12 protein-coding genes are annotated in these 13,204 nt (G+C 72.1%); 7 read left to right on the top strand and 5 right to left on the bottom strand.

Going from position 1 to position 13,204, the window contains the following annotated elements:
• Positions 1-103 precede the first annotated feature (103 nt).
• The gene (locus tag ABD259_RS21950; protein ID WP_344103773.1) at positions 104-742 is read left to right on the top strand and encodes a TetR/AcrR family transcriptional regulator; all 639 of its coding nucleotides are present in this window, start codon (positions 104-106) and stop codon (positions 740-742) included.
• A gap of 30 nt (positions 743-772) precedes the next feature.
• The gene (locus ABD259_RS21945; RefSeq protein WP_344103775.1) at positions 773-1,309 is read left to right on the top strand and encodes a DUF4245 domain-containing protein; all 537 of its coding nucleotides are present in this window, start codon (positions 773-775) and stop codon (positions 1,307-1,309) included.
• Positions 1,310-1,397: 88 nt separating this feature from the next.
• On the opposite strand, the gene ABD259_RS21940 is transcribed toward ABD259_RS21945, so the two are convergent.
• The gene (locus ABD259_RS21940; protein ID WP_344103777.1) at positions 1,398-2,372 is read right to left on the bottom strand and encodes a 4-hydroxy-3-methylbut-2-enyl diphosphate reductase; all 975 of its coding nucleotides are present in this window, start codon (positions 2,370-2,372) and stop codon (positions 1,398-1,400) included.
• A 334-nt stretch (positions 2,373-2,706) separates the two neighbouring features.
• Between ABD259_RS21940 and ABD259_RS21935 the strand changes: the two genes are divergently transcribed.
• The 4 genes from ABD259_RS21935 (at position 2,707) to ABD259_RS21920 (ending at position 6,359) form a co-directional block, all read left to right on the top strand.
• On the top strand, positions 2,707-3,345 hold the full coding sequence (locus ABD259_RS21935; RefSeq protein ID WP_344165044.1) for a hypothetical protein: 639 nt from the start codon (positions 2,707-2,709) through the stop codon (positions 3,343-3,345).
• A gap of 498 nt (positions 3,346-3,843) precedes the next feature.
• Complete coding sequence (locus tag ABD259_RS21930) at positions 3,844-4,689, top strand: patatin-like phospholipase family protein (RefSeq protein WP_344165041.1); 846 nt, start codon at positions 3,844-3,846, stop codon at positions 4,687-4,689.
• A gap of 91 nt (positions 4,690-4,780) precedes the next feature.
• On the top strand, positions 4,781-6,019 hold the full coding sequence (xseA, locus tag ABD259_RS21925; protein ID WP_344165038.1) for an exodeoxyribonuclease VII large subunit: 1,239 nt from the start codon (positions 4,781-4,783) through the stop codon (positions 6,017-6,019).
• Between the two features lie 10 nt (positions 6,020-6,029).
• On the top strand, positions 6,030-6,359 hold the full coding sequence (locus tag ABD259_RS21920; protein ID WP_344103884.1) for an exodeoxyribonuclease VII small subunit: 330 nt from the start codon (positions 6,030-6,032) through the stop codon (positions 6,357-6,359).
• A gap of 187 nt (positions 6,360-6,546) precedes the next feature.
• Here the strand turns inward: ABD259_RS21920 and ABD259_RS21915 are convergent, their stop codons facing one another.
• The 3 genes from ABD259_RS21915 to ABD259_RS21905 all read right to left on the bottom strand — a co-directional run bounded on the left by ABD259_RS21915 (position 6,547) and on the right by ABD259_RS21905 (position 9,264).
• Complete coding sequence (locus tag ABD259_RS21915; RefSeq protein WP_344103787.1) at positions 6,547-6,984, bottom strand: DUF6542 domain-containing protein; 438 nt, start codon at positions 6,982-6,984, stop codon at positions 6,547-6,549.
• A gap of 268 nt (positions 6,985-7,252) precedes the next feature.
• Positions 7,253-8,638, bottom strand: coding sequence for a DNA recombination protein RmuC (locus ABD259_RS21910; protein ID WP_344103790.1), 1,386 nt, complete (start codon positions 8,636-8,638; stop codon positions 7,253-7,255).
• Between the two features lie 14 nt (positions 8,639-8,652).
• The gene (locus tag ABD259_RS21905; RefSeq protein WP_344165035.1) at positions 8,653-9,264 is read right to left on the bottom strand and encodes a TetR/AcrR family transcriptional regulator; all 612 of its coding nucleotides are present in this window, start codon (positions 9,262-9,264) and stop codon (positions 8,653-8,655) included.
• Between the two features lie 255 nt (positions 9,265-9,519).
• On the opposite strand from ABD259_RS21905, the gene ABD259_RS21900 reads away from it, so the two are divergent.
• On the top strand, positions 9,520-12,042 hold the full coding sequence (locus ABD259_RS21900) for a beta-glucosidase H (RefSeq protein WP_344165032.1): 2,523 nt from the start codon (positions 9,520-9,522) through the stop codon (positions 12,040-12,042).
• On the opposite strand, the gene ABD259_RS21895 is transcribed toward ABD259_RS21900, so the two are convergent.
• On the bottom strand, positions 12,026-12,961 hold the full coding sequence (locus tag ABD259_RS21895; RefSeq protein WP_344165029.1) for an FkbM family methyltransferase: 936 nt from the start codon (positions 12,959-12,961) through the stop codon (positions 12,026-12,028). The genes ABD259_RS21900 and ABD259_RS21895 overlap by 17 nt on opposite strands.
• Positions 12,962-13,204: the final 243 nt, after the last annotated feature.

The following is a 13,204-nucleotide window of genomic DNA, read 5'->3' as shown; positions in this document are numbered from 1 at the left end:
GCCGAGTGCGGTGGCTTGGAACCAGCGTAATCAACTGGCGTAACCTCGTCCCAAGGCGGGCCGTCGGCACGCTGTCGGGATAGGGACGGGACGGTATTCGGACTTGACGGTTGAGAAGGTCAACAAGGCTGTGCGGGTCTCGCACCGCGGAGCGGCCACCCGCAGCGCCCTCCTGAACGCGGCGGCCCACGTGTTCCGCACAGTGGGGTTCGCCAAGGCCGGGGTGAGCGAGGTCGTCGCCGAGGCCGGGGCCAGCGTCGGGAGCCTGTATCACCACTTCAGCGGCAAGGCCGACCTCTTCATGGCGCTGTACGAGGAGTTCCAGCAGCGCCAGCAGGAACGCACCCACACGGCGGTCAGCGACGCCCGCGCCCAGGGGGAGACCGACCCCACCCGGTTGATGTACGCCGCCGCCCGCGCCTACCTGGAGGGGTGCATCGAGGAGAGGGAGACCACACTCCTCTTCTTCAGCGGCGACGGACCGCCCGGCTTCGACTCCCAGCTGCGGGTCCGGCTCCGCGAGTGGACCGACCGGAACGTCGCCTTGTTCCGCAAGGCCGACGAACCCGTCGACGAGGCGCTCCTCATGGTCGTGAGCGGTGCCATGCTCATCGCCGTGGCCGAGGTGATCCGCCGCGACGACGCGGACGCGCGCCGCCTCGCCGACGACATCACCGCGCTGCTGTCCCGGTTGGAGCCGCAGCATGCCGCGGAGCGGAGACCCCGGCCCCGGGACGAGTGACCCGGTACGTTGCGGCAAGCTTGAAGCATCATGAGTAGCTACAACCGCGCCAACGCGACCTTCGGTTCCCTGGCCGCCGCGATGGGCATCATCGTCGGCATCCTGCTCGTCATGGCCATCGTGGTCGCGGGAGGGCGGGAGGAGCACATCCCGAGCGTCGACTACAGCATCGACGCGGCGAACCTCCGCGACACCGCCGACTACACCACCTATGCCCCGGGTGACGGCCTGCCCGAAGGGTGGGTGCCGACCAGTTCGAGGCTGACCACCGACGACCCGGTCAGCTGGACGCTCGGCTTCGCCACCCCCGCCGACCGGCACGCCGAGCTCTCCATGAGCGACGCGGACCCCGACGCGTTCATCGCCGAGACCACCAAGGGTGAGTCGGCCGGGACGACCGACGTGGACGGCGCGAGCTGGGAGCGCTTCGAGCGCGCGTCGCAGAGCGACCGGAAACCCCGCCGCGCGCTGGTGAAACGCGAGGACGACGCGACCATCATCGTCGTCGGCAGCGCGGGCTTCGATGAGCTGGAGACGCTGGCCGGGTCATTGGAACCCCAGAGCTGACCCGGCGCCCCCACGCGCATCGACCCCGCATCCGAACCGTCGGACGCGGGGCCGCGCACGTAGCGAATGGGGACGGGGGAAGGACCGGTTACGAGCCGGCCGGCTCCTCCGCCCGCAGGTCCCGGCGGAGCTCCTTGGGCAGCGAGAAGGTCAGGCGCTCCTCGGCCGTCTCGATCTCCTGCACGGTGTCGAAGCCGTGCTCGGCGAGCCTGCGCAGCAGGTCCTGGACCAGGATGTCGGGCACCGACGCGCCACTGGTCACGCCCACGGTCGTGACGCCTTCGAGCCAGGCCTCGTCCATCAGGGAGGCGTTGTCGATCAGGTGGGCCGCGCTCGCCCCGCCGTCCAGGGCGACCTCGACCAGCCGCACCGAGTTGGAGGAGTTGTCCGAGCCGACCACGATGACCAGGTCGCACTCGGGCGCCATCTCCTTGACCGCGTCCTGGCGGTTGGAGGTGGCGTAGCAGATGTCGTCGCTCGGCGGGTCGAGAAGGTTCGGGAACTTCTGGCGCAGGGCGTCGACCGTCTGGTTCGTCTCGTCGACCGACAGCGTGGTCTGGGACAGCCACGAGACGTTGTCGGGATCGCGGACCTTCACCTTGTCGACCTCGTCCGGGCTCTCCACGACCTGGATGTGCTCCGGGGCCTCGCCGCTCGTGCCCTCGACCTCCTCGTGACCGGTGTGGCCGATCAGGATGATGTCGCGGTCCTCGTTGGCGAAGCGCTTGGCCTCCTTGTGCACCTTCGTGACCAGGGGGCAGGTGGCGTCGATGGTCTTGAGCTGGCGGCGCTCGGCCTCTTGGTGCACCATCGGCGACACGCCGTGGGCGGAGAAGACCACGATCGCGCCCTCGGGCACCTCGTCGGTCTCCTCGACGAAGACGGCCCCGCGCTCCTCCAGCGTGCGCACGACGTGCGTGTTGTGCACGATCTGCTTGCGCACGTAGATCGGGGCCCCGTACTGTTCCAGGGCTTTCTCGACCGTGACGACAGCGCGGTCCACCCCGGCACAGTATCCACGGGGCTTGGCGAGCAGGACACGGCGGCGATTCGTCGCAGTCATGTGCCCCATCCTACGGCCCGTGGGCCAACGGCGGTGCTCCTGTGACCAGACGCACCCCCTCACCTTGGGTGATGGGGTCAGCGGATTTGATGAATGCGTGATAACAGTCCGTGCTCGTTTCCGTCGCGACCAGCCGGAACCATTCACAAACGGCGCGCGGGGGGCGACTCTTACTCCCCTATTCTGGGTTGAATTCGCGTTATCCGACCGCAGTAGTGAGCAGCACTGTGCCAGCCGTCCGCACCCACTCCATCGGTTCGCTCGATGGGCCATCCCCAGTGTGAGTGCGCCGCCATGTTTCACCCCACCGAGATTGTCAGGAGCCCCCAGTCCCATGTCTAAGCCGTCGATCGTCAGCAAGGTGATGACCCTGGTCAAGGGGGTCTTCGGACAGAAGACCGAAGCCCCGGCCCCCGGACCCGCCAGCATCCCGGTACAGCAGGGCTCGAAGACCGAGAAGGCCGACACGGTAGCGAAGACGGACACCACCGAGAAGACCGCCGCGGCGGCGTCGGAGGCCAAGCCGGCCACCCGGTCGGAGGCCACCGAGGTTCCGGCCACCGGCGAGAAGGCCGCCGCGGCGAAGGACGACGCACCCGAGGCCGCTACGGACAGCGACACCCCCGCCCCCACGGACGAGACCCCCGCCGCCGAGGACCCCCCGCTCGTGGCCGGCGAGGAGAAGGACGCCATCGCCGACGAGATCGCCAGGGCGGAGGCCACCACCCAGGTCGCCAGCGACGACGTCCTGGAGAAGGTCCGCAAGCGGTCCGCCCCCGCCGCCGAGGATCTGCCGGTCCCGGGCTACGACAGCCTCACCCTGCCCTCCATCCGCGCCCGCCTGCGCAAGCTCACCATCGACGAGGTCCGCGACCTGCGCTCCTACGAGATCGCCAACGCCGAGCGGCCGGAGTTCGTGAAAATGTACGACAACCGCATCGCCAAGCTCCGCAAAACGGGAGAGGGAGAGTAGGCGGCTGGCCGTCCGCGGCACACCGCCGATGGCCCCTGGGCGTCTCCAACCACCCGGGGGTGTCGACCGCCGGGATCGGCTGGTCGACACCCCCGGACGCTCCGCGGACATGTCCTACGGGCAGGAGCTCTGCGCCTCGCGGCGGGCTTCTCCACCGTTTCCGCCCCCAGGGTCGGGCCACCGTCGTGAACCGTCGCTCCGCGGGGGGCCGGCGCGGTCGGCGGCGCGCGCGGCGGGCGTTTCGGCGTTAGCGTCGGCGCTCCGCCCTTTTCCCCGCCGAACCGCCTTTTCGGTGCCAACAATGGCGCGGGGTGGACGATCGCTTCTGAATACCCTGCTATTTCTGGGGTTCGCACGAGAATAGAGAAAACCCGCGCGTGCAGGGGTGCATCCGAGGTCGCGGCGTGCGCGGGGATCGCGCGCCCGGGGCGGTGTAACCGTGATCACTTTGTGTCCCTCTATCCTGTCGGGGGAGACCTCGGACGAAGGGCGGAGTGAATGCGCAGGGCACTCGTACTGGGCGGCGGAGGGTTCACCGGAATCGGCTGGGAACTGGGCGTCCTCTCCGGTTTGCGGGACTCCGGGGTCGACCTCACCGAAGCCGACCTGATCGTGGGCACCTCGGCGGGCTCGGTCGTCGGTGCGCAGATCACGTCCGGTGTGCCGCTGGAGGCCCTTTTCGCGCGCCAGCTCCGCCCGCCCAACGGCGAGGTCACCGCACGCCTTTCCCGGCGGGTCCTCGCCCGGATGGTGTGGGCGTTCCTCACGGAGCGCGACCCGGCGCGGGCGAGGGCCCGCATCGGGCGGATCGCGCACTCCTCGTCCACCGCCTCGCTGGCCGAGCGGCGCGAGGTCATCTCCGCGCGTCTCCCCTCGCACGACTGGCCCAAGTGCGACCTGCGCATCACGGCGGTGAACGCGCGCACCGGACAGCGGGCCGCCTTCGGGCGCGACAGCGGCGTCGCCCTGCCCGACGCCGTACTGGCCTCCTGCGCTGTCCCCGGGGTCTGGCCTCCGGCGATCATCAACGGCCAGCTGTACATCGACGGCGGCGTCTGCTCCGCCGCCAACGCCGACCTGGCCGCGGGCTACGACCATGTCGTGGTGCTCGCCCCCATCGGCGCGGGCATGGGGCCCGTCCCGTCGCCCGCCGAGCAGCTGGCCCGGCTGCCCGGATCACCGCGCACCGCCCTGGTCGTCCCCAGCGCCGCGGCCAAGGAGGCGATCGGCTCCAACCCGCTCGACCCGGCTCGGCGCGCCCCGGCCGCCCGCGCCGGACGGGCCCAGGCAGCGGAGATCCTCGACGAGGTGCGCGCGGCCTGGGGCGCGGCGACCCCCGCCTGAGCCGCACTGCGCCCGCACCGGACCCGCCCGCCGATCCACCGCCCCTGCCGCCTGACGGGAAACGTCCCCACACTCCTCTACGCTCATGGCCATGGGTATGGAGAGCTCCCCGGAGTCACCGCAGCCGGTCCGGGTCGTCATGCAGGCCATCGGCGGCTGGATCGGGCGGCTGGGCCGCATCTGGGTCGAGGGCCAGATCGCCGAGCTGAACCGGCGCGGCGGCACGGTGTTCATCACCCTGCGCGACCCCGTCGCCAACGTCTCGGCGCGCGTCGTGTGCCCGGTGCGCGTGCTGGAGGCCGCGGCTCCGGCCCCGCAGGCCGGGGCGCGCGTCGTCATCCACGCCAAGCCCGACTTCTATGTGGCCCGCGGCACGTTCTCCCTGCTCGCCCTGGAAATCCGGCACGTGGGCCTGGGCGAGCTGCTGGCGCGCCTGGAGCAGCTGCGCAAGACGCTGACCGCCGAGGGGCTGTTCTCCGAGGCGCGCAAGCGGCCGCTGCCGTTCCTCCCGGGGGCCGTGGGGGTGATCTGCGGGCGCGACTCCGCCGCGGAGCGCGACGTGCTGGAGAACGGTCGGCGCCGGTGGCCCGCCGTCCGGTTCGAGGTGCGCGAGGTCGCCGTTCAGGGCGACCGGGCCGTCGGCGAGGTGCTCGACGCGCTCAAGGAGCTCGACGCGCACCCCGGCATCGAGGTCATCATCATCGCCCGCGGCGGCGGCTCCCTGGAGGACCTGCTGCCCTTCTCCGACGAGGCGCTGGTCCGCGCGGTCGCGGCCACCCGCACCCCTGTCGTCAGCGCGATCGGGCACGAGCAGGACACGCCGCTGCTCGACTTCGTCGCCGACCTGCGCGCCTCCACACCCACCGACGCCGCCAAGAAGGTCGTGCCCGACGTGGGGGAACAGCTGCGCCTCATCCACCAGCTGCGCGACCGGGGCCGCCGGGTCATCGAGGGCGGGATCGCCCGCGAGGAGGCCTGGCTGGCATCGATGCGCTCGCGCCCCGTGCTGGCCAGCCCGCTGCGTGAGATGGACCGGCTCACCGAGCAGATCACCGGTCTGCGCGACCGTGCCCGCCGGTGTGTCGCGATCTCGCTCGACCGGGCGTCCGACGACCTCGCCCACACCAGGGCGCGACTGCACGCGCTGTCCCCGGCGACGACCCTGGCCCGCGGATTCGCGATCGTGCAGAAGTCCGACGGCGCCGTGGTCCGCTCGGCCGCCGAGGTCGAGACGGGGGAGACGCTGCGCCTGCGCTTCGCCGAGGACAGCCTGACCGCGACGGCCGACGGCCGCGCGCGGGCCGACGACATGCAGACCACCGATGACTGAGGGGGAACCCATGGCCAAGACGGCCGACGGCAACGGCGCTGACGCCAACACCGAGACGGACGCCAGCGCCGACACCGGCTCCGCGGCGCCCGCCGAGCCGGAGCTGAGCTACGAGGAGGCCCGCGAGGAGCTCGACAACGTCGTGCGGCGGCTGGAGTCCGGCGGACTCACCCTCAAGGAGTCACTGGCCCTGTGGGAACGCGGTGAGCAGCTCGCCAAGACCTGTGAGCAGTGGCTGGAGGGCGCCCGCGCCAAGCTCGCCGTCGCGTTGGAGGAGAGCGCTCCGGAGAACGAGGGCAACGGGCAGAACGGCCAGAATGGGCAGGACACGCCGTTCTGACCGGCTCCTGCCGAACCGGCGGGCACTGCGGAGCGGCCCCGGACAGCCGCTCCCTCATCCGCACGCATCCGAAGAACGCGGCCTAGCCGCTGATCTCGGCGATATCGACGCAGGGAAGTGGCGGCGTCGGTGCCGCGCTCAGGCGTGCGCCGCTCGTTTACCCCATGACCAGGCCGAACGTTTCCCACTAGTCCGCCTGGGCGTTCCGCTCGGCACGACGGGCGGCGCGCTCCTTGCGGCCGTTGAGTTCGTCGTCGAGGTCGCGGACGTTGGCGGGGAGGCCGCGGAAGAGCGTGATGAGCAGTACGAGGGCCGTTCCCAGGAACAGCCAGGGGGCGATGTTGGCGAGGCGGGTGCCGATGCCGATCGCCACGCCGCGGGCGAAGCCGTTCTCCCCCAGGGTCGTGATCATCTCGGCGCCCAGGGCGGCGGTGAAATAGGCCAGCGGGGGGCTGACCGAGAGGGACAGCAGGTCTGTGGGGCGGACCAGCAGAGCGGCGACGACACATGAGGCCACGAACGCCCCGCCGCTGATGCTCGGCATCTCGACAAGCGGGGCGATCATGGCGCCCGCGAAGGTGGCGAGCATGATGGCGAGGATGCCGCCGCGTCCGGTGAGGCGCATCTTCGCGCCGCTCGGGCGCGGCGGCCGGGTCCGGGGCCTCGGCGCTTCCGCGTCGGGTCGCCGTCGTTCCGGGGGCGCCTCGGCGACACCCGCCCGCGATCTGGACGTCCGCGTGGCTGCGGTGGGGCCGAAACTGCTCGGGGACTCCCCGCGGGATGGCTCGCGGCGGCGGGATGGCTGCTCGACGAAGAACGGAGGCCGCGGGTCCTCCGGGGTCTCCGTATTACGCGTTACCATCGCCGTGCGCTCCCTATGTAACTCATGGTAATTATTGTGTCACCCGAGGTGAGGGCTTGGGTTCCTCTTGGGGCGCCGTGTCTCCATCTTCCTCGAACGGCTCACCGAACAACTCGACACGCGGATCGGCCCCATGCCCGTGGCCCGCCGCGGGGGTGTCCGTCCGCCCGGGCGGCTCCGGCTCCGCGGCGCCCTCCGCCTCCCCGATCAGTTCCGGCGCGGTCAGCGGCCGGGCCTGGTCCTCCACCCCCGCGGGGCGGTCCAGCTCACCGTCCACCAGCCCCAGCTCCCCGAACCGGCGCGCCGTCACCAGTACCCGGCTCTCCAACGAGCCCACGGTCTGGTTGTAGGCGGCGACCGTTCGCGAGAGCTGGCGGCCCAGGCCGTCCACATGCCCGCCGAGCGTCGCCAGCCGCGCGTGCAACTGCTTCCCCAGCTCGAACACGGCGCGCGCGTTCTCGCTGAGCGCCTCCTGCTGCCAGGCGTACTGCGCGGTACGCAGCAGCGAGATGAGCGTCGTCGGCGTCGCGATGTGCACCTTGCGCCCCATCGCGTACTCCAGCAGCGCCGGGTCGTGCTCCAGAGCGGGCGCCAGAAACGCCTCGCCCGGAATGAACAGCACCACGAACTCCGGTGCCGGGCTGAACGCGTTCCAGTACGACTTCGACGCGAGCTGGTCGACGTGGGTCCGCAGGTGCCGGGCGTGGACCCGCAGGCGCTCGGTCCGCACATCCTCATCGTCGGTCTCCACGGCCTCCAGGTACGCGGCAAGGGAGACCTTGGAGTCCACGACGATGTTCTTGCCCCCGGCCAGCCGCACCACCATGTCCGGGCGCCGCACGCCGCTGTCGGTCGACGCGCTCGCCTGCTCGGAGAAGTCGCAGTAGGCGTTCATCCCGGCGAGCTCGGCGACCCTGCGCAGCTGCAGCTCGCCCCACCGGCCCCGAGCCTCGGGGCGGCGCAGTGCGGTGACCAGCGCCTGGGTCTGGTCGCGCAGCCGCTCCGACCCCTGGCGCACGTAGTCGACCTGCTTGGCGAGCTCGGCGTGGGCCGCGCGGCGACCGGCGTCGACCTCCCGCAGCTGCCCCTCGACCCTGGACAGGGTCTCCTTCAACGGCGCGACGAGCTGCTCGACGGCCTGGCGCCGCTGCTCCATGTCGTGGCCGGCCTCCAGGCCCACGGCGCGCATCCGCCCCTCGGCCAGTTCCAGGAAGCGCTGATTGGTGGCGTCCAGGGCCTCCGCGGACAGCGCGCGGAAGCGGTCGCCGAGCTGCTCCTCGATATAGGCGGCCCGCTCCTCGGCCGCCCGCGCACGGGCCCGCGAATCGGCGGTGCGGTCGCGGGCGAGTAACCACCCCACCGCAACGCCGATCGCGACACCTACCAACAACACCAGAATCACGCTCAGGCCGTCCATAGCGGCCTATGTTCTCAATCCTCGGCGGCGCCGGGGTTTCCGCCACGCGCGGGAGAGGTCAGGACGTCGGCCAACATTTTGATCAGGCCGGGCATCTGGACGGAGTCCGGGTCATACAGCCACTGCAGCCGCAAGCCGTCCATCGCCGCGATGACCAGCGCGGCGGCGTCCTCGGGGGCGAGGCCACTGGGCAGGGTGTCGCCGTGGCGCTCGCGGAGCTGTTCCGTGGTGCGGTCACGAAGCTCCATGTAACGGGTGTGAAAGTAGTTGTGCGCCGGGTGGTGCTCGGTCACTCCCTCCGCGCTGAGCACCGTGTGGAGCTGCACGAGTTCGCGACGGTCGGTGTTGCGGGTGGCGACCTCGGCGAAATCGGCCAGGTCGCGCGGGATGTCGCCCATCGCCGCGTCCATCTCGTCGCGCCTTTCGAGCACCGCGACGAGCAGGGCCTCCTTGCTCGGGAAGTAGTGCAGCAGCCCCTGCTGGGTCAGTCCGACGCGCTCGGCGACGGTGGCCAGGGACGTGCCCTTGTACCCACCTGCGGCGAACTCCTCGATCGCCGCAGCGAGGATCTCGTTACGCCGGGCGCTGCCTTGACCGCGACGCCGTCGTACGACGGTCTCACTCATCGTGCCTCCAACTTCGAGATGGCCGCAGCCGACGTTACAGGGCGGATTATCGCAACAGAGTTATCGGGTATACGCCGACAGTGACCGGAATGGGAGTCGTTTCCGGGTCGCGGGCGGTTCACCCGGCGGCGCGGGCGACCCTAGGAATCAGACCGGGCGCTTGCTAGGTTGCGGGCAGGGGGAGCCCCACTGACGCGTCCCGGCACGCGCTGCGGCGCCCCGATGCCCGATCCACGGCACAGCCGCGGGAGTGACATGTCCGCTCAGCCCACCGCCCTCCGCCCCGTCGGCGACGAGGGGGAGCGGAGGGAACGCCGCGTCGACGCCGCCCTGGCCGCGCTCACCCTCCCCGACAAGGTCGGGCTGCTGTCCGGAGCGAGTATGTGGGCGATCGCGCCCAACCCCGCCATCGGGCTCGGGCGGCTGGTTATGTCCGACGGCCCCGTGGGCGTACGCGGAGAACACGGGACACCCGACGACCCATCCGTGCAACTCCCCAGCCCCACCGCCCTCGCCGCCACCTGGGACCCCGCCCTGGTCCGCACCGCCGGCCGGCTCCTCGCCCAGGAGGCGCGGCGCAAAGGCGCGCACGTGCTCCTCGCCCCCACGGTCAACATGCAGCGCAGCCCCCGCGGCGGACGGCACTTCGAGTGCTTCTCGGAGGACCCCCACCTCACCGCCGCGATCGGCACCGCCTACGTCCAGGGGGTGCAGGACGGCGGCGTCGGCGCGACCGTCAAGCACTTCGTCGCCAACGACGCCGAGACCGACCGCTACACCGTCGACAACCGCATCGACGAAAGCACCCTGCGCGAGGTCTACCTGGCCCCGTTCGAGGCCATCGTGAAACGCGCCCGCCCCTGGGGCGCCATGGCCGCCTACAACAGCGTCAACGGGACCACCATGACCGAGCACGCCGACCTCACGGCGGTGCTGCGCGACGAATGGGGGTTCGACGGGATCCTCGTGTCCGACTGGTTCGCCGCCCGCGACACCGTGCGCGCCGCCCTCGCGGGGCTCGACGTCGCCATGCCCGGCCCCGCCACCGTCTACGGCGACCGCCTCGTGGCGGCCGTCCGCGAGGGGCGCGTGCCCGAGTCGGCCGTGGACGCGATGGCCCGCCGCGTGCTGCGGCTGGCCGCACGCGTCGGCCTGCTCGACGGCGCCGACCCCGTGGTCGCGCCCGCCGAAGTGCCCGCCGCCCTCGACGGCCGGGCCGTCGCCCGCGACGCCGCCGCCCGGTCCTTCACCCTGCTGCGCAACGAGCACGCCACGCTGCCCATCGACCCGGCCAATGTGCGCCGGGTGGCGCTCATCGGACGCGCCGCCGACGAGGCCCGGACCAGCGGCGGCGGCAGCGCCGCCGTCTTCGCCGAGCGCACCGTCTCCCCGCTGGCGGGGCTGCGCGCCGCGCTTCCCGACGGCGTCGAGCTCGTCCACGCCATCGGCGCCGACCCCCGGGTCAGCCCGCCCCCGATCCGCGGGCCGCTCACCGCGACCTTCCGCGACGCCGACGGCGCCGTGCTCGCCACCGAGCCCCTGCCCAACGGAACCGCGCACTGGCTGGGCGAGTTCCCCGCCGGTGTCACCCCGGCCAACCTGGCCGCCATCGAGGTGACCGGCACCCTCGTGCCCGCCGCCACCGGCACGCACACCCTCGGTGTCACCGGCGTCGGGCACTTCACCCTCACGCTCGGCGGCACCGTCCTCCACGACGGCACGCAGGAACTGGACGGGACAGACCCGGGAGCCGCGATCTTCGCGCCGCCGAGCAGCTCCCACGCCCTCCACCTGACCGCTGGGCACCCCGTCGACGTGGCGGTCACCGTGCACGGACCCTTCCGCGCCATGGCCGACGCCATGTTCGTGGGCTTCGTCCTGACCCACGTCGAACCGCGGCCCGCCGACGACGAGCTCATCGAGGAGGCGGTCCGGGCGGCCGCCGACGCCGACGTCGCCATCGTGGTCGTGGCGACCACCGAGGACGTGGAGTCCGAGGGGTTCGACCGCACCTCCCTCGCCCTCCCCGGCCGCCAGGACGACCTCGTCGCCCGCGTAGCCGCCGCCAACGACCGGACCGTGGCCGTGGTCAACGCCGGAGCCCCCGTGACCATGCCGTGGCGCGACGACGTCGCCGCGATCCTGCTCACCTGGTTCGGCGGCCAGGAGCTCGGCGCGGCGCTCGCCGACGTGCTGCTCGGCACACGGGAACCGGGCGGGCGGCTGCCCACCACCTGGCCGCGCGTCGAGGACGACGTCCCGGTGCTCGACGTCCGGCCCACCGACGGCGTGCTGCGCTACACCGAAGGCGTGTTCATCGGCTACCGCGCCTGGGAGCGCGAGGGCCGGACCCCCGCCTTCCCCTTCGGCCACGGGCTCGGCTACACCACGTGGAGCTACGACGCCCTGGACCTCACAGGGGCCGACCCCGCCGAGGCCCTGGCGGCCGTGCGGGTGCGCCTGACCAACACCGGGGAGCGCGCCGGACGCGAGGTCGTCCAGCTCTATCTGGCCGCGGACCGCCCCGACGCCGACCGTCCGGCCCGCCGCCTGGCGGCCTTCGCCGCCGTCGAGGCCGAACCCGGGGAGCGCGCCGAGGCCGTACTCACGATCCCCCGCCGCGCCGCCGAATACTGGGACGCCGCGGCGCACGACTGGCGGCTCGCCACCGGTTCCTACGAACTCCAGGTCGGGCGGTCCAGCACCGACACCCGGCTCACCGCCCCGTTCCGGGTGTCCCCATCGGCGCGCGGCGCGGGAGTCACCGGCACGCGCTGATCGCCGCGTTCCACTCGACCGCGGTCTCCCACACGCGGTCGGGCACCGGCGCGGGGGCGAACAACCACATGCTCTGCTCGTTCGCGGGGTCGACGCCGCCGATCGTCGGCCGCGCGGTGTAGGGCGGCCCCCCGGCCAGGTGGTACCAGTGGTAGTCCACCGGCTCCAGCAGCGCCATGAGCCGTTCCCAGATCCCCGGCTCCGGCAGGACCGCGCAGAAGACGAACGGGCGGAACCGGCGCAGGATCTCCAGACCGCCGGAGATGACGTCCGGCTCGCTGCCCTCGGTGTCGATCTTGATCACGGCGGGCGCGGTCCCGGCGCGCTCCCGCCAGTGGGCGAGGGTGTCCACCTCGACCTCGATCCGGCCCAGCGCCGGGCGGAACCCCGGCACCAGTGAGTTCGACGCGTCGCTGGTCATCGACAGGTGCAGATGGCCGGTGCCGCTGTGGTTGCTGGCGGCCAGCTCCACGACCTCCACGCCCAGGCCGTTGGCGGCGGCCACGCGCCGCGCGGTGGCGGCCGTGTCCGGCGTGGGCTCGAACGCGTAGACCCGGCGCCGGGTACGCGCCGCCGCGAGCGCCGCGTAGAGGCCCATGTTCGCCCCGACGTCGAGCACCGAGCCGGGCCGGGCGTGCTCCAGCACGGCGAGGTAGCAGGACAGGGTCTCCGGGTCGTACCCGGCCAGGCCCGACAGGTGCAGGCAGCGCGGGATCCAGGAGTCGCCCGGCGCCTCGACGATCAGCGTTTCGGGACCGACCCGGGGGGCGCCCTCCCGGCGCGGCAGCTGGAGCTCGAACCTGCGCGTCTTCGGCGGCAGCCGGGCCGGGTCGAGCCCCCCGAGGCTCTGCGGCAGATGGATCCGGATCTGGCGCGTGGCGTGGCGCACCGCCGGATGTCGGCGGACAAAAGCTCGCACCTGACCAGGTAGCACTGATATCCCCCCACTGTGACCTGTATGGCGAATGAGCCGCGCGGAAACACCCCGTTAGGTCCCTGCCGAGATGGCGGTTACGGCCACCGGGGGTCGCGTGGGTCCCCCCGTTGGGGCCGTTGGCGCACGGTCGCGTCCACGCCACGAGGCTCCCCGTTCCTCGTGCCGGCTGATTGAAACACGAACGTACTCCGAGAATCCTCGTGGCCGCAGGTCATTTGCCCCAAC

Origin of the sequence: Nocardiopsis rhodophaea (assembly GCF_039530945.1) — a bacterium.
In the GTDB taxonomy this organism is placed as follows: Bacteria; Actinomycetota; Actinomycetes; order Streptosporangiales; family Streptosporangiaceae; genus Nocardiopsis_C; species Nocardiopsis_C rhodophaea.
The sequence above is the reverse complement of the archived record's forward strand: the minus strand, read 5'-3'. Positions and strand labels throughout refer to the sequence as shown.

Coding starts and splice junctions, on each gene's coding strand:
- ABD259_RS21945 (WP_344103775.1), top strand. CDS start 773: ATGAGTAGCTACAACCGCGCCAACGCGACCTTCGGTTCCCTGGCCGCC.
- ABD259_RS21910 (WP_344103790.1), bottom strand. CDS start 8,638: ATGGACGGCCTGAGCGTGATTCTGGTGTTGTTGGTAGGTGTCGCGATC.
- xseA (WP_344165038.1), top strand. CDS start 4,781: ATGGGTATGGAGAGCTCCCCGGAGTCACCGCAGCCGGTCCGGGTCGTC.
- ABD259_RS21905 (WP_344165035.1), bottom strand. CDS start 9,264: ATGAGTGAGACCGTCGTACGACGGCGTCGCGGTCAAGGCAGCGCCCGG.
- ABD259_RS21930 (WP_344165041.1), top strand. CDS start 3,844: ATGCGCAGGGCACTCGTACTGGGCGGCGGAGGGTTCACCGGAATCGGC.
- ABD259_RS21920 (WP_344103884.1), top strand. CDS start 6,030: ATGGCCAAGACGGCCGACGGCAACGGCGCTGACGCCAACACCGAGACG.
- ABD259_RS21940 (WP_344103777.1), bottom strand. CDS start 2,372: ATGACTGCGACGAATCGCCGCCGTGTCCTGCTCGCCAAGCCCCGTGGA.
- ABD259_RS21935 (WP_344165044.1), top strand. CDS start 2,707: ATGTCTAAGCCGTCGATCGTCAGCAAGGTGATGACCCTGGTCAAGGGG.
- ABD259_RS21915 (WP_344103787.1), bottom strand. CDS start 6,984: ATGCGCCTCACCGGACGCGGCGGCATCCTCGCCATCATGCTCGCCACC.
- ABD259_RS21900 (WP_344165032.1), top strand. CDS start 9,520: ATGTCCGCTCAGCCCACCGCCCTCCGCCCCGTCGGCGACGAGGGGGAG.